This window comes from Phocaeicola sartorii JCM 17136 = DSM 21941, from assembly GCF_054653615.1.
This window is the reverse complement of sequence record NZ_BAAIFW010000005.1, coordinates 1,263,244-1,279,518: the sequence shown is the minus strand read 5'-3', so window position 1 is coordinate 1,279,518 and position 16,275 is coordinate 1,263,244. Positions and strand designations below refer to the sequence as shown.

The window sequence follows — 16,275 nt, the reverse complement described above, 5'->3', positions numbered from 1 at the left end:
AACAACTATCAATTATGGGCTTATTTAAATCCTTATTCGGTGGAAACAGCACCCCCGAAACCGAGAAAGAGAAAAATAACAAAAAGAACTTCGAGATTTTAAAATACGACGGCATCCGTGCCCAGCGTATGGGCAAACTGCCCTACGCCATCAAATGCTTTGAAGAAGCGGTCGCCATCGACGACGAACCGGAAACTCTCAGTTTGCTGGCTACCGCCTATACCCAGGCAAACCGGCTGGATGATGCCCGCATCACGCTGGACCGCATGGCCGCCAAAGATCCGGAACAGGTAAATACCTTCCTGTCACTGGCCGGCATCTGCTATATGCAGGAAGACTATGAGGGGATGAATGATGCCTGCCAAAAGGCATTGGCACTGGATAACAAAAATCCACTATCGTTCTATCTGTCTGCCAAAGCCGCCATCGGCATGAAAGAAGACATCACCGCCATTGCCATGCTGACCAAAGCCATCGTATTGAAAGAAGACTATACCGAAGCCTACCAGCTACGTGCCGAAATGCTTTGGGAAATGAAGCAGGCAAAAGATGCGGCGGAAGACATACAGAAACTGCTCAGCCTCAACCCCGACGACGAGCAAGCCCTGCTGTTGAAAGGAGAAATTCTAGCTGCTACCCATGAACCTGCACAGGCAGAGGAGTGCTTTAACCAGGTGCTTTCACTCAATCCGTTTAATGAAAAAGCCTATCTGCTATCCGGCGGGCTGCATCTGGCTAACAAAGATTTTGATAAAGCGCTGGCAGTATACGATGAGGCTATTGAAATTAATCCGGACTTTGCCAAAGCCTATCACGAAAGGGGCCGTGTCAAATTGCTGAAAGGAGACAAAGACGGCTCGGTAGAAGATATGAAGAAAGCGATAGAGTTAGCTCCTGAAAAGGAGGCGACCATCAGCGGGCAATACAATAATTATGAGAGTATGACCAAGAATGTTCCGTTTTAACAACGGAACATGCCCACTCGCATTTATTGTTTATTTCAAAATCTTGATATGTCGCCTCAAAACAGCGTAAATAGCGGCCTCCGTAGTTTGTGTTATACTGTTCTTCTTTGATGATTGAAAGTTCAATATCCATTAACCACGGACGTGGTTAAGTCTATTCACCTAGGTGGTTAACTTTAACCACCCTCGTGGTTAGACTTAACCACCTAGGTGAATAAGTAATTGTAACATATAAAAAGCAAGAACAGAAAAGGGAGAAAACGGCTCTTTATAAGAACGAACGCTTAGGGGGTGAATGAGGAAAATGAGGAGATATTGCGGTGAAACAACACCGAATTTGAGCAAATTTCGCCTTTTGAGCAGTTGTTTAAATGTCACTTTGCGTTATGCATTAAAGTTGGAATAATTTATTTTTAAACGTCCATTAGTGAGGGCATTGCCCTCACTAATGATAATGCTACCACCACTAATAAGCAGTTCATTATAAACCAGTTACAACAAAAGTGAGGGCATGAGAGCATTTTCGCGTCCAACTTTCTATTGGCGTTGGTTTATTACATCCATGCCGCACTGGCATGGACAGGGATATTGTACGCCCAACCCAAAGCTTAAATGAAAAAGCCGTGACCAGCAGCTATAAAAAATACGGTGCGGAAAATAACAATGAATAATTATTTGTTATCTTTGTAGTCAGAACGATAAAAGACGAGCCGTTATGCTGACCAATGAATTTCCCGACAGATACATAAACCCTTATACCGATTTCGGTTTCAAGCTCCTTTTCGGTACGCCTATGAACAAGGACTTGCTCATAGGTTTCCTGAACTCCCTGCTTCATTTGGAGCACGATATAACGGATGTGACCTATCTCAACGCCGAGCATCTGGGCATGGCGGAGCTGGACCGCAAGGCAGTCTTTGACGTGTATTGCGAGAATACGGCGGGTGAAAAATTCATCGTCGAGATGCAGAAGGCGGGTCAGAAGTTCTTCAAGGACCGGAGCGTGTTTTATGCTTCTTTTCCCATCCGCGAGCAGGCAAAGCGTGGCGACTGGAATTATGAACTGAAGGCTGTATATACTGTGGGCATTCTGAACTTTGTGTTTGATGAAGACAGTGATGACGAGAATTATTTTCACCATGAGGTGAAACTGATGGATATTCACCGCAAGGAAGTCTTTTATGACAAGCTGACCTTTATCTACTTGGAAATGCCCAAATTCCATAAGAGTGAGGAGGAACTGGTTACACTGTTTGACAAATGGATGTTCGTGTTGCACAATCTTTCCCGTTTGCTGGAGCGTCCTGCCGCCTTGCAGGAACGTATCTTTACCCGTCTTTTTGAGGCTGCCGAGATAGCGAAGTTCACTCCCGTCAAGCGTATGGAATACGAGGAGAGCCTGAAGGTTTACCGTGACCTGACCAATGTAATTGATACGGCGGAATGGAAAGGGGAACAGAGGGGATTGCAGAAAGGCCGTGAGGAGGGGCGTAAAGAAGGTAGAGAGGAAGGTCGTGAGGAGGAACGCTTATCCAATGCCCGTAAAATGAAGGAGATGGGCCTGGAATATTCTTTTATTTCCCGGATTACGGGACTGTCTGCCGAAGAGATTGATGCTTTGTAGGTAGGAAAAGCCAATCTCCGGGTTACCTAAATAGCCTGCCCGAACCAACGGTCACAGCCTTGGGAGTCATGGACGGGGTTAATACTTAAAAATCTTGTCCGGCAAATATAGCACTAAATTTCAGAGTTTAGCCCTCGTAAAAGGTGTTTTTTGCGAAAGTCCGTATATACGAGGCATTGTTCAAGGCAAAACAAGAGTTAAGCCGGCATAATGCTTCATTAACACAAGAACTGCACACAACATCCAGCCGGCTCAACGAAATGTCTTCGCGCCTGGATGCCGTGTCGAAACAGAACGTTGTCAGCGACCTTCGGATGAAAATCAGCACCGAAATTCTCAGTTCCGACAAGGAAGCTGAGTTCCGCCGCAGCTTCACAGCCTTCTATCCCGATTATATTCCTGCCCTACACCGGTTAAAAGACTGGGGTTGGCCAGTGACGCTAAATTGGAGGATTTTCTGAAAGGGATATGGGATTAGCCTATAAACAGCAGAGACACGTTATCATTTATTACCTTATACTAACTGATAAGCCTCAGCCAGTTGTCCCATGGCCTTTTCAAGAATGCAACGCGGGCTTGCTACATTCAAGCGCATGAATCCGGTGCCCTCTTTACCGAACATTGCCCCATCATTCAGTGCCAGATGCGCTTTATCCACAAAGAAATCATTCAATGCCTCCTGCGTCAACCCTAACTCACGGCAATCCAGCCACACCAGATAGGAAGCCTCGGGACGGATCGCTTTGATTTTAGGAGTGTGGAATTTGAGAAATTCATCCACATAATCAATATTCCCTTGTATATAGGCCAAGCATTGATCCAGCCATTCCGTTCCATGGCTATAAGCCGCCTCAACAGACAGGAAAGCAAACACATGCCCCATATCCAGCTCGCCGGCATCTATATAGGTACGGAACTGCCGCTGCAATTCTTCATTAAAAATAATAGCATGGGAAGCGGACAGCCCCGGCATATTGAATGCCTTGCTGGGAGACATAAAAGTAACGGAATTCATCCTGGCCTTTTCACTGATAGTAGCAAAAGGACGATGCTTATGAGGAGGCAAAGTGAGATCGGCATGAATCTCATCCGAGAAGACCAATACTTTCTCATCATAACAGATATCGGCTATCGCGCTTAGCTCTTCTTCTCTCCAAACCACGCCACCGGGATTGTGAGGATTACACAAGATAAAGAGCTTGCAACCCTTTATCTGTTCACGGAAGGCATCCAAATCCATACGGTACATTCCGTTCTCCCACTTCAGCGGATTGGTGACCAGTGTACGCTCATTACGGGTGGTCACCCATGCAAAAGGATGATAAACAGGCGGTTGAATCATTACCTTATCCCCTTTTCGGGTAAAACAATTCATAGCCATACCGATGCCCGGTACAATGCCGGGAACAAAATTTATCATTTCCTTGGCCACAGTCAGATCATAACGCAGTTTTACCCAGTTTATAATAGCATTGTAATAACTGTCCGGTTTACCGGTATAGCCCAGGACTTCATTCTCGCAACGCTTACGGATCGCATCCGTCACAAAAGGAGCTGTGGCGAAATCCATATCGGCCACCCATAAGGGGATCAGATCCGTGCGTCCCCAAATTTGCTTCAGCCCTTCCAGTTTCTCAGCAGACGTACCGCTGCGATCTATCACTTTGTCAAAATTGTATTTCATTATTTCTATTTTTAGGAATTGTCGCCCAAATATAGGAAATTTCTACATTGGACGACATTAATTCCCTTACTTTTTCAAGGCTTCAATTACCTGAGGCATCATTGTCCAAACAAAGTTTTCACTTTGGGCAGTATAAAAATTACCATCGACAACCGATTTTTCATCAGTAGCCGTCCCCTTACTTACAGCCGGTTTTGCCAAAGGATGCACAGCTAATCTCTTTCCCTCTGCAATTCCAGCAAAATCAAACAACATGCCTGCCGCACAATGACCTATCAGGATCTTTCCCTTCCCGGCAAAGGCTTTCAAGACCGACATCAAGTCCACATTATAAGGTTTATCCGCATGTTGGGCGAATACAGGAACCGCATCCCCACAAGCAAAAACCAAAGCATCAAAATCATCTTCATGCCCTATAAGGTTTGCAATCACATCATCGGCAACCAATTCAATACCCGAGTTTGTTTTAATTTCCTTTGTTTCCGCTACTGCATATACCTTATAGGATATACCGTTTTCAAAAAACGCTTCCAAATACTGGAACAAACCGAATCCGTTCACCGGATTTACCGCTAAAACAGCTACTTTCTTTGCCATAATCTAAACTTATTAAGTGAAACAATAAATTTATCTAGTAAAACAATAGTTATCTTTAGTAAGTTTATTACTTTTGTGATGCAAATGTAAGTATCCTTCTTCCAAAAAACAATAAGGCACCTATAGATAAGGGACTTACACAGAGGTAACCATTGTTGAACGACAAGCGAATAGAAAATATTAAAAAATGAGAAATTTTCATCCGGATAATAATTGCCCTGTACGGAATGTATTGTGCAGGCTTGGTGACAAGTGGTCTATGCTAGTTCTTATCACATTAAACGCTAACGGAACCATGCGGTTCTGCGATATCCATAAAACCATAGCCGATATCTCACAACGCATGCTGACTGTAACCCTGCGCACACTGGAAACTGACGGACTAGTGAGCCGGAAAGTGTATGCCGAAGTTCCGCCACGAGTAGAATATGAACTGACAGAAAGAGGAAAAAGCTTAATGCCACATATAGAAGGATTGGTAAACTGGGCTTTACAGCAGCTGCCGGGAATTATGGAAAGCCGGAGTCAAACAGGCATCCCCTAAAAAAAAAATTGAAAAAAAACTTCTTATTTATTTGTTTTTGCTAGAAAAATATTACTTTTGCAGCGTATTCAATAACAATGAGAACAAAATGAAAGCATTATACAATACATACTTTTTCTTCTTTTATTACTTTTACTTTAGCAACAAAGTGAAGCGGGAGTTTGTATGTGTACGTTAAACGACGAATAAATCAATGCGATAATAACAACGAAATCCCGCTTCCGGCAAGAAGCGGGATTTTTTTATAATAAATAAAACAGCAAATGAAAAAGATAGCAATACAAGGTGTACCGGGCTCATATCACGACATTGCCGCCCACAAGTTCTTCCCGGGGGAAGAAATCGAACTAATCTGCTGTTCCACATTCGAGGAAATCTTTTCGAATATGAAGCAGGATAGCAATGTGATTGGTATGCTTGCCATCGAAAACACCATTGCAGGCAGCCTGCTGCATAACTACGAGTTGCTGCGCGAAAGTGGAATGACCATTATCGGAGAACACAAACTACGCATCAAACACAGTTTCATGTGTCTGCCCGATGATGACTGGGATACACTGACAGAAGTCAACTCCCACCCCGTCGCCTTGGCACAATGCCGGGAATTCCTGATGCAACATCCCAAACTGAAAATCGTAGAAACGGAAGATACAGCCGGGAGCGCGGAAGCCATCAAACGGGATAACCTGAAAGGGCATGCCGCCATCTGCTCCAGATACGCCGCCGATTTGTACGGAATGAAGGTATTGGAAGAAGGCATCGAAACCAACAAACACAACTTCACCCGTTTCCTGGTAGTGGCCGACCCATGGAAAGCCGACGAACTCCGCAACCGTTCCAGTGTGAACAAAGCCAACATCGTCTTCTCCCTCCCCCACAACGAAGGAAGCCTGTCGCAAGTGCTCTCTATCTTTTCTTTCTATAAAATCAATCTCACCAAAATCCAATCATTGCCCATCATCGGACGCGAATGGGAATACCTGTTCTACGTAGATGTAATTTTCAATGATTATCTGAGATACAAACAGTCTATTGACGCCGTAACCCCATTGACAAAAGAACTTAAAATATTAGGAGAATATGCAGAAGGAACATCAACCATATAATATTCAGCCGGCAGACCGTCTGGCGAATGTTAGCGAATACTATTTCAGCCGTAAACTGAAAGAAGTGGCACAAATGAATGCCGAAGGTAAGAATGTGATCAGCCTGGGGATAGGAAGCCCTGACATGCCTCCTTCGGAAGAAACCGTGCAAGTACTGTGCGAACAGGCGAAACGCCCCGATGTTCACGGATACCAGCCCACCGTCGGCATCCCCGAACTACGCAAAGCCATGGCCGGCTGGTACAAACGCTGGTATCATGTCGATCTTGATCCGGCGACAGAAATCCAGCCCCTGATCGGTTCCAAGGAAGGCATCCTGCATGTTACACTGGCGTTTGTCAATCCGGGTGACCAGGTATTGGTTCCCAATCCGGGCTACCCTACCTACACCTCTTTAAACAAGATATTGGGCAGCGAGATTGTGAACTACAACCTACGCGAAGACAACCACTGGCAACCCGACTTCGAGGAACTGGAGAAGATGGACTTGAGCCGCGTCAAGATAATGTGGACCAACTATCCCAATATGCCGACCGGAGCGAACGCCACGATGGAACTGTATGAAAAGCTGGTAGACTTTGCACGCCGGCACAACATCGTGATTGTAAACGACAACCCATACAGCTTTATCCTGAACAAACAGCCGCTGAGCATCCTCAATGTGCCCGGTGCCAAAGAATGCTGTATCGAGTTCAACTCGATGAGCAAGAGCCACAATATGCCGGGATGGCGTGTGGGAATGCTTGCTACCAACGCGCAGTTCGTACAATGGATATTGAAAATAAAGAGTAATATTGATTCAGGAACTTTCCGCCCCATGCAACTGGCCGCCGCACAAGCTTACAACAACAGTGTGGAATGGCACGAAGAAGCGAACGTCAATGTCTATAGTCGTCGCCGCCAACTGGCAGAAGAGATTATGAAAGTACTCGGTTGTAGTTTTGATCCCAATCAGGTAGGCATGTTCCTTTGGGGACGCATCCCCGAATCTTACAATGACGTGGAAGAGCTGACCGAAAAAGTGTTGCACGAAGCACGTGTGTTCATCACTCCGGGCTTCATCTTCGGCAGCAACGGCAAACGCTATATCCGCATCTCCCTTTGTGCCAAGGAGGACAAACTGGCAGAAGCACTGGAAAGAATTAAAAAGATAATGTAATAAAAAACAAGATAGATTTATGGAATTAGATTTAAAACCCATCGAACTGGCGGGAATTGAAAAGAAACGCCCGATGATCATTGCCGGCCCATGTAGTGCCGAAACAGAACAACAAGTAATGGATACAGCCACTATGCTGGCCAATAAAGGCATCAAGATTTTCCGTGCCGGAATCTGGAAGCCGCGTACCAAACCGGGAGGCTTCGAAGGCATCGGTGTAGAAGGCCTGGCATGGCTGAAACGAGTAAAACAAGAAACCGGCATGTATGTGGCTACCGAAGTAGCTACCGCCAAACATGTTTACGAATGCTTGAAAGCTGGAATAGATGTGCTTTGGATCGGCGCACGCACCACTGCCAACCCGTTTGCCGTACAGGAAATAGCCGATGCGCTGAAAGGAGTGGACATTCCTATATTGATTAAAAACCCGGTCAATCCTGACCTTGAATTGTGGATTGGAGCCTTCGAGCGCATCAACAATGCAGGTTTGAAGCAACTGGGTGCTATCCACCGCGGATTTTCTTCTTACGATAAAAAGATTTACCGTAACCTGCCCCAATGGCATATTCCTATCGAATTGCGCCGTCGCATTCCCGAACTGCCTATCTTCTGCGACCCCAGCCATATCGGTGGCAAGCGCGAGTTGGTAGCTCCCCTCTGCCAGCAGGCAATGGACTTAGGTTTTGACGGTTTAATCGTAGAATCACACTGCAATCCCGACTGTGCATGGAGCGATGCCGCCCAACAAGTCACTCCCGATGTGCTGGACTACATCCTGAATCTGCTGGTCATCCGCAAAGAAACCCAAACCACCGAAAACCTGGGTGAACTGCGTAACCAAATCGATGACTGCGACAATGAAATTATCGAGGTTTTGGCCAAACGTATGCGCGTCTGCCGTGAAATCGGTACATTCAAGAAAGAACACGATATGACCATCCTGCAGACAGGCCGTTACAATGAGATTCTGGACAAGCGCGGTGCACAAGGTTCACTGTGCGGCATGGATTCAGACTTCATAAAAAAAGTATTCGAAGCCATCCACGAAGAAAGCGTAAGGCAACAAATGGAAATCATAAATAAGTAAACCGATGAGAATATTAATTTTAGGAGCCGGCAAAATGGGCTCCTTCTTTACCGATGTATTGAGTTTCCAGCACGAAACAGCCGTATTTGATGTTGACCCGAAACGCCTTCGTTTCGTTTACAACACCTACCGATATACCACACTGGAAGAGATTGAAGAATTCAAGCCCGAACTGGTTATCAATGCGGCAACCGTGAAATATACGCTGGATGCTTTTCACCAAGTATTGCCTGCTCTCCCCAAGGATTGCATCATCAGCGATATCGCCTCGGTAAAGACCGGACTGAAAGAGTTTTATGACCAATGCGGATTCCGTTATGTGTCTACTCACCCCATGTTCGGTCCCACCTTTGCCAACCTTGACAAACTGAGCACCGAAAATGCCATCATCATCAGCGAAGGTGACCATCTGGGTAAAATCTTCTTCAAGGACTTATACCAGAACCTTGGACTGAATATCTTTGAATATACCTTCGACGAGCATGATGAGACAGTGGCCTATTCGTTGTCTATCCCTTTTGTTTCCACTTTCGTTTTTGCGGCAGTGATGAAGCATCAGGACGCACCGGGTACTACTTTCAAACGTCACATGAAGATAGCCAAGGGAGTACTAAGCGAAGACGACTACCTGTTGCAGGAAATTTTATTCAATCCCCGCACCCCGGCACAGGTAGAAGGTATCCGTACAGAATTAAATGAGCTGTTGGATATCATCAACAAGAAAGATGCTGCGGGGATGCGTGCCTATCTTAGCAAGATTCGGGAAAAGATTAAATGATGAACATCCCTCACACAGGGCATCTTGTTTCTAGAACTATAATTGCCATTCCCTACCGGTTTTCACACGGGTCCGGAATGGCAATCCTGTTATCTTGTCTTTTTACAGCTATTCTTTCGGGCTTAATTATTCAGTTTCATCAAGACAGGCACTTTCACGGTTCCCACCTCAGCCTTAGGCTCTGCGTTCAACTGCTCGAAAATGACAATCTTGTTTTCCCCTTTTTTCAGCCAAACTCCGGGAATATAAAGAGTCTGCTGGGGGCCTACCTGCCAGTAACGTCCTATATTGATTCCGTTGATGAAGATAATTCCTTTTCCCCATTGCTCCATATCAATAAATGTATCGCCGGTTTCCTTCAACGTAAATGTACCTTCATAAAGCACCGGGCAATCTTTTAACTTAGCCGCCTTTACCGATCCGTTTGCATACACATTATTTCCCAGTTTGCCCAAATCGGGAACTTCGCTCATCGGCAACGGATACATGTTCCATCCACCTGTTATTTCCTTGCCGGCAATGGTGACAGGGCTGATGATTCCCTTTGTATTATGAACAATTTCGCTGCCATAATTAATTCGGCCCATGTTTTCAACAAGAATCTGCAACGTAGCATTGAACGGCACATCTATCTCCATCGAGTAAGTCTGGGTATTGCGGTTCAGCACACCTGCCTTCTCGCCGTCAACGTAAACCACGGCATAGTCGCGCAGGCCGGGAATCTCCAGTGTTCCGCTGATGGGCTGGTTAAAATGGCGGGTATACAGCACATATCCATTTCCTTGATTCAACTGCTCGAATGTCAGCGGTGTATCATTCACAACCGATTTCATCTTCTCGGCATAGCCCAGTACATCAGCCACTTTATCCAACTTGATGGAAGGTATTTCGATGACCGGTATCGGGGCCGGTGCCTCAGGAACCGCATAGTTCACATATTTCTTGATCACCGTGCGGATGGAGTCGTATTTCGGAGTCACCCATCCCGCCTCACTGATAGGCGCGTCATAGTCATAACTCGTCAAGTCGGGCTGTATATCGCGCTTCTTGTCATAATTCGCTCCACTGGTAAAGCCGAAGTTAGTGCCCCCGTGTACCATATAGACATTGAAAGAGACATCATTTTTCAGGTAAGCCTCTGTCTGGCGGGCTATTTGTGAAGCACTCACCTGCGGAAACGGTTCCGCCCAATGAGACAACCAGCCGGGATAGAACTCAGCTACCATATACGGACCTTTCCCGTCATGATACTGATTGACCACTTTTTTCAAGTTCTCAATATCACTTTCCCCATTCGCTGTCGGCAAAGCTCCCCGGGTGGTTCCTCCTTCAAACAGCCAGCTGCCGTCGGAAGTGAACAGAGGCACATTGAAACCGGCATCCGCCAACTGCTGTTTGATCTTGGCATTGTAGGCACGGTGTTCTTCCAAAGGAATATCCTTGCGCTGCGCCACATACGATCCGAATTCGTTTTCACACTGCACCATAATGATGGGACCTCCCTTGGTGCATTGCAGGTCTCCCACTTCTTTATACAGACGGTCAATATACATTTTGGTATATTTCAGGAACTCAGCATTATCTCTTCTGATCTCCATGCCTTTCACATTTTGCAGCCACCAGGGGTAACCGCCAAACTCCCATTCGGCACAAACATACGGTCCGGGACGAAGAATCACCATCATTCCTTCCTCTCCGGCTATCCTGATATATTCAGCCAGGTTTTTGTCACCCGTGAAATCCCATTTTCCCGGTTCCGGTTCGTGAAGATTCCAAAACACATAGGTAGCTACCGTATTCAGCCCCATGCCTTTCATCATTTGCAGGCGATGACGCCAATACTGATGAGGGATTCGGGCATAATGCATTTCTCCTGAAAGAATAGGGGTCACTTTACCGTTCCGGTAAAAATGTCCGTCTTTAATCTCGAAAGTCGATTTTGACTGGGCCATCAAACATAGAGGCATGAGCAGCATCAACAGCAACAGATAAATAATCTTTTTTTTCATGGTTAGAATTAGTCAATTGGTTTAATCAACAAAAATACTGAAATAAAAGAGAGAGTGCCCGATTTTTGTTTTTTTTATGGTTTTATTTTTGCTGTCTCACAGATTTCCTCTACCTTTGGACAGTTTTGTTCCGCGATGCCTCCACATAAGGGCGAGGCACCGGATGAAAAGGGAATCAGGTGCAAGTCCTGAACAGTCCCGCTGCTGTAAGCTCCATCTACCCTATAAGGGGATAGGTTTACTTATCACTCACGCCACTACCTGTATATATAATAAGGTGGGAAGGCAAGTAAACAGGAGTAAGTCAGAAGACCTGCAAAACGTAAAGTCATCGACCGTCGCTTTCGAGGAAAGAGCAGCGGTAAGAATGCAGTATTTATTCATTAATATGTTTTTTAAATGAAAGGAAATAACCAGGCTTATAAGCTATGGCTTTGTCTGCTTTGCAGTTTTCTCCTATTGCCGTTTGATATGCAGGCACAGGAGAAAAGAGATTCCATTACCGGAAAAGTGCATAAAATAGATGAAGTTACGGTAACGGCCAAACGAGCGCCGCGAAACATTATAAGCTCTTCTCCTACCCAGCAATTCAAAAAGGCAGAAATGGAACGTCTCGGGGCATTAGAAGTCTCGGATGCCGTCCATCATTTCTCAGGTGTAAGCATTAAAGATTATGGAGGCATTGGAGGTATGAAAACCGTATCGGTACGTAGTTTGGGAGCACAACACACCACAGTTAGTTATGATGGAGTAGCTATCAGCGACTGTCAATCGGGGCAAGTGGATATTTCGCGTTTTTCACTAGACAACATTTCTGAACTCACAATGAATATCGGACAGACAGACAATATCTACCAAACAGCCAAGATGTTTGCCTCTGCCGGCGCTCTGAGCATCGAAACTATCCGTCCGAAGTTTGAAGAACGTCCTTATAAATTATCAACCAGTTTCAAAACCGGTTCCTTTGGACTTGCCAACCCTTCTTTTCTTTTTGCCCGAAAGCTGACTGATCGGTTCAGTCTATCTGCATACGGTGACTACTTGCGAGCAGATGGGAATTATCCCTTCAAAATGTGGAACCATAGCAAGCTCATCGACTCCAAAAGAAATAATAGCGACATAGAGACTTATAAAGCGGAACTGAATCTATTTGCCACCTTGAGCCATAAACAGAATTTAAAGGCCAAATTCTACCTATTCGACTCATCAAGAGGCTTACCGGGAAGTGTCATTTATGACAATCCTTATGCAACAGAACGGCTCTATGACAAGAACTATTTCGGTCAGTTAAAATATGAAAACCACTTTTCAGATCAATGGAAATTACAGGCAATCGGAAAATTTAACTATAGTTGGAATCGTGATTATAACAAACAAGCTTCCGGCACTACCGATGACCGTTTCCGACAGACCGAAAGCTATCTATCAACCACCCTATGGACAGAACCCATCCAAGGGCTGTCTTTTTCATTGGCACAAGACTTTGCCTACAACTATCTTTCAACGAGCCTGCGTGAGTGCCAGTATCCGGAACGTTTTACGTTACTCACCGTCCTGGCTACTCACTACCGCAGCACACACATTACAGCAACAGCTTCCTTACTTAACACATACATTACAGAAAATGTTAAAATAGGAACAGCCGCCGATGACCGTAAACGCCTGTCCCCCGCCATCAGTTTGGCATGGAAACCTTTTGAAGATGCCGGATGGCGTTTGAGAGCTTCTTATAAAGACATATTCCGTGTCCCTACCTTCAACGATTTATATTATCTGCTGATAGGTAATAGCCGACTCAAGCCCGAGAGCACGAAACAATTTAATCTAGGTACTACATGGGGGTATTCTTTCCCTTCTGTCATTGATTATCTCAATATTTCAATTGATGCCTATTACAACCGGGTCAATGACAAAATAGTGGCTATCCCCACCATGTTCATCTGGAAAATGTCCAATGTAGGCAAAGTAGAAACCATAGGTGTTGACGTAAATATAGGAAGTGAACTAACCCTTGCAGACGGTTATAAGCTATACATAACAGGAGCCTATAATTTCATGCAAGCCGAAGATATAACAAACCGAGACAGTAAAATATGGAAAAATCAAATAGCTTATACACCAAAGCATTCCGGCTCGGGTAGTATAACAGTAGAATTGCCATGGCTAAACCTTACTTATAACCTCCTGTATGCATCCGAGCGCTACCGAATGCCGCAAAACTCCAACGACAACCGCATAGAGCCTTATACAGACCACAGCCTGTCCCTTTCACGCGTATTCCGTTGGAAGAAACAATCGCTCCGCATACAACTGGACGCAGTCAACCTAGGAAACAAGAATTATGAAGTAGTTCGCTTTTATCCTATGCCCGGACGAAATTACAAGATCAAATTTAACTATAATTTATAATTAAAAGAGTACAAAAATGAAAAAGAATTGGTACAAAATGACTTTAATGACAGTGGCGCTGGGTGCTTTCACTGCTTGTAGCGATGATGATAACAATATTCCTGAACCTCCTGTGACAATTCCCACGGAAACTGTCGGAGCGTATATCCTCAATACCGGAAACTGGGGCGGAAACGACGCTTCCATCCAATATATGGACATAGAAAAAGGAACAGTCAGTGCCGACCTCTATGCTAGCGCCAACGGCGAAGCGTTGGGTGATTTAGGACAAGACCTCTGTCTGTATGGTTCCAAACTGTATACCACGGTAAGCGGTTCCTCTAAAGTTGTCATCATGGACAAAAATTGTAAAATCATTAAGAACATTCCTCTGACCAATTCTGAAAACCAACCCGTCAGTCCCCGTTACATGACTGCCGTAGACGGAAATGTATATTTCACCGCATACGATGGCACAGTTTCCCGTTTGGACACCCTTTCAATGAATATTACAGGTAGTGTAGAGGTGGGAGACCATCCGGAAGCCTTAACCAATGCCAATGGAAAACTGTATATTAATATTTCCGGATACGGAAGTGGAAAAAATGTTGCCGTAGTCGACCTCAAAACATTCACTAAGATAAAGGATATTGAGGTAGTATTGAATCCTTATACCCAATGTATTACGGCAGATGACGGATATGTATATGTAGTATCTAACGGAAATTATGCAGGTGACCCCAAGAAGCCTGAAAGCGAATGGATTTATCAGACCATGCAACGCATCGACCCCCAAACGGATGAAGTGAAAAATATCTGTCCTGCCACTTATATCGCTAATAGCGGTGATAAAATGTACCTCTTATATGCAGAATTTTATTTACCCAATACGCACAAGGCCGCTATCTATGATTTGAAAACCGGAAAAGAGTCTTCATTCATTGACATTGCATCAATACCCTCCCCCTCTTCTATGGACATTGATCCAATTACAGGGGACGTTTACATCAGTAATGCTCCTTACGGCAGCACTTCTGACTTGATGATTTATGACAAAGACGGCAACTTTAAAAAGAAGCTATCTGCCGGATATGCAACCGCCAAAGTAGTTTTTGTCACTAAATAACCTATAAAGAATGAAACAATTTTCTCTCTTTATCCATCTAATGCTTTCAGTCTTGCTTCTTTCCGCCTGCGGCGGAAGGAGCAAGACTTCTTCTGTTATAGAAGCAGAAGAAACAATCTCTTTGCGTTATGCAGAGAACCTCAGTCTGTCTGCAACCGAAGACTATACCATCGCCCGCCTACGCAATCCATGGGATACGACCCGGATACTGCATACCTATGTCTTGGTTGACAAAGAAAAGTCCCTGCCTGCCGACTTGCCCGAAGGGACACTTGTCCGCACGCCATTGAGCAAGGCCGTTGTTTACTCATCCGTACATTGCGGATTGCTCAGCCAGATTGGCGCTTTGAAGAGTATTGGAGGAGTCTGCGATTTGAAGTATATCAAACTGCAAGAAGTGCAGGATGGCTGCCGCACAGGAAGCATCGCCGACGTAGGGAATGGAATGAACCCAGATATAGAAAAGATAATCGACCTGCACCCCGATGCCATTATGCTCTCCCCCTTTGAGAACAGTGGCGGATACGGACGGGTGGAGAAACTCAACATCCCCATTATCGAATGTGCGGACTACATGGAAACTTCGGCCTTGGGACGTGCCGAATGGATGCGTTTCTACGGCCTTCTGTTCGGTGAGGCACAAAAAGCGGACAGCTTGTTTGCCGAAGTAGAGAAGAACTATCATGAGCTGAAAGCATTGGTTGCCCCCCTTTCATCTGCACCGAGTGTAATCAGCGAACTGAAAAACGGTTCGGCCTGGTATGTTCCGGGAGGGAAAAGTACTTCGGCACGGATTTATGCAGATGCAGGAGCCAATTACGTATTTGCCGCCGATGAGCATAGCGGTTCCGTTCCCCTAGCCTTCGAAACGGTATTCGATAAAGGTCAGAACGCAGATTTCTGGCTCATCAAATATAATCAGGCTATAGACAAGACATATAAGGAATTGGAGCAGGACTATGCTCCCTACACCGGTTTCCGTGCATTCAAGGAACGCAACATTTATGGATGCAACACCGGGAAAGTAGACTTTTACGAAGATTCCCCTTTCCATCCCGACCGATTACTGAAAGATTTGATAAAAATCTTCCATCCTAACCTATTGGAAGGATATGAATTAAAATATTTCACTAAATTAGCGGAGTAAACCACCGTAGGGGCAGGGTTTGCCTGCCCGAATACACATAGAAAGATGTATTTGTGAATGT

14 protein-coding genes and 1 riboswitch are annotated in these 16,275 nt (G+C 45.1%); of the genes, 11 read left to right on the top strand and 3 right to left on the bottom strand.

The features are described 5' to 3' along the window. Positions 1-14: 14 nt before the first annotated feature. The 3 genes from ACYQ0C_RS05355 to ACYQ0C_RS05345 all read left to right on the top strand — a co-directional run bounded on the left by ACYQ0C_RS05355 (position 15) and on the right by ACYQ0C_RS05345 (position 3,050). On the top strand, positions 15-965 hold the full coding sequence (locus ACYQ0C_RS05355; RefSeq protein ID WP_016278485.1) for a tetratricopeptide repeat protein: 951 nt from the start codon (positions 15-17) through the stop codon (positions 963-965). Between the two features lie 715 nt (positions 966-1,680). After that, entirely contained in the window at positions 1,681-2,589 is a 909-nt protein-coding gene (locus tag ACYQ0C_RS05350) for an Rpn family recombination-promoting nuclease/putative transposase (RefSeq protein WP_016278483.1), read from the top strand. A gap of 143 nt (positions 2,590-2,732) precedes the next feature. After that, complete coding sequence (locus tag ACYQ0C_RS05345; protein WP_025076642.1) at positions 2,733-3,050, top strand: exocyst complex component 4; 318 nt, start codon at positions 2,733-2,735, stop codon at positions 3,048-3,050. Positions 3,051-3,103: 53 nt separating this feature from the next. Here ACYQ0C_RS05345 and ACYQ0C_RS05340 read toward each other — a convergent pair whose 3' ends face one another. Further along, positions 3,104-4,273 (bottom strand): MalY/PatB family protein, encoded by a 1,170-nt coding sequence (locus tag ACYQ0C_RS05340; RefSeq protein WP_016278482.1) that lies wholly within the window; start codon positions 4,271-4,273, stop codon positions 3,104-3,106. Between the two features lie 66 nt (positions 4,274-4,339). Further along, positions 4,340-4,870 (bottom strand): DJ-1/PfpI family protein, encoded by a 531-nt coding sequence (locus ACYQ0C_RS05335; protein ID WP_016278481.1) that lies wholly within the window; start codon positions 4,868-4,870, stop codon positions 4,340-4,342. A gap of 187 nt (positions 4,871-5,057) precedes the next feature. Between ACYQ0C_RS05335 and ACYQ0C_RS05330 the strand changes: the two genes are divergently transcribed. The 5 genes from ACYQ0C_RS05330 (at position 5,058) to ACYQ0C_RS05310 (ending at position 9,544) form a co-directional block, all read left to right on the top strand. Next, the gene (locus ACYQ0C_RS05330; protein WP_016278480.1) at positions 5,058-5,414 is read left to right on the top strand and encodes a winged helix-turn-helix transcriptional regulator; all 357 of its coding nucleotides are present in this window, start codon (positions 5,058-5,060) and stop codon (positions 5,412-5,414) included. Between the two features lie 263 nt (positions 5,415-5,677). Then, on the top strand, positions 5,678-6,520 hold the full coding sequence (locus ACYQ0C_RS05325) for a prephenate dehydratase (RefSeq protein WP_016278479.1): 843 nt from the start codon (positions 5,678-5,680) through the stop codon (positions 6,518-6,520). Further along, complete coding sequence (locus ACYQ0C_RS05320; protein WP_016278478.1) at positions 6,495-7,679, top strand: pyridoxal phosphate-dependent aminotransferase; 1,185 nt, start codon at positions 6,495-6,497, stop codon at positions 7,677-7,679. The genes ACYQ0C_RS05325 and ACYQ0C_RS05320 overlap by 26 nt, the downstream gene beginning before the upstream one ends. A gap of 19 nt (positions 7,680-7,698) precedes the next feature. Further along, complete coding sequence (locus ACYQ0C_RS05315; RefSeq protein ID WP_016278477.1) at positions 7,699-8,766, top strand: bifunctional 3-deoxy-7-phosphoheptulonate synthase/chorismate mutase type II; 1,068 nt, start codon at positions 7,699-7,701, stop codon at positions 8,764-8,766. A gap of 4 nt (positions 8,767-8,770) precedes the next feature. Further along, on the top strand, positions 8,771-9,544 hold the full coding sequence (locus tag ACYQ0C_RS05310) for a prephenate dehydrogenase (protein ID WP_007836776.1): 774 nt from the start codon (positions 8,771-8,773) through the stop codon (positions 9,542-9,544). A 122-nt stretch (positions 9,545-9,666) separates the two neighbouring features. Here the strand turns inward: ACYQ0C_RS05310 and ACYQ0C_RS05305 are convergent, their stop codons facing one another. Next, positions 9,667-11,553 (bottom strand): glycoside hydrolase family 35 protein, encoded by a 1,887-nt coding sequence (locus ACYQ0C_RS05305; protein WP_016278476.1) that lies wholly within the window; start codon positions 11,551-11,553, stop codon positions 9,667-9,669. Positions 11,554-11,661: 108 nt separating this feature from the next. Beyond that, positions 11,662-11,888, top strand: a riboswitch (cobalamin riboswitch). A gap of 64 nt (positions 11,889-11,952) precedes the next feature. Between ACYQ0C_RS05305 and ACYQ0C_RS05300 the strand changes: the two genes are divergently transcribed. From ACYQ0C_RS05300 to ACYQ0C_RS05290, 3 genes are read left to right on the top strand one after another with little or no spacing between them, the layout of a single operon-like run. Next, positions 11,953-13,962, top strand: coding sequence for a TonB-dependent receptor plug domain-containing protein (locus ACYQ0C_RS05300; protein ID WP_016278475.1), 2,010 nt, complete (start codon positions 11,953-11,955; stop codon positions 13,960-13,962). A 16-nt stretch (positions 13,963-13,978) separates the two neighbouring features. Next, positions 13,979-15,067 (top strand): YncE family protein, encoded by a 1,089-nt coding sequence (locus tag ACYQ0C_RS05295; protein ID WP_016278474.1) that lies wholly within the window; start codon positions 13,979-13,981, stop codon positions 15,065-15,067. Positions 15,068-15,077: 10 nt separating this feature from the next. After that, positions 15,078-16,214, top strand: a complete 1,137-nt coding sequence (locus ACYQ0C_RS05290) for an ABC transporter substrate-binding protein (RefSeq protein WP_016278473.1) — start codon at positions 15,078-15,080, stop codon at positions 16,212-16,214. The last annotated feature ends 61 nt before the right edge of the window (positions 16,215-16,275 follow it).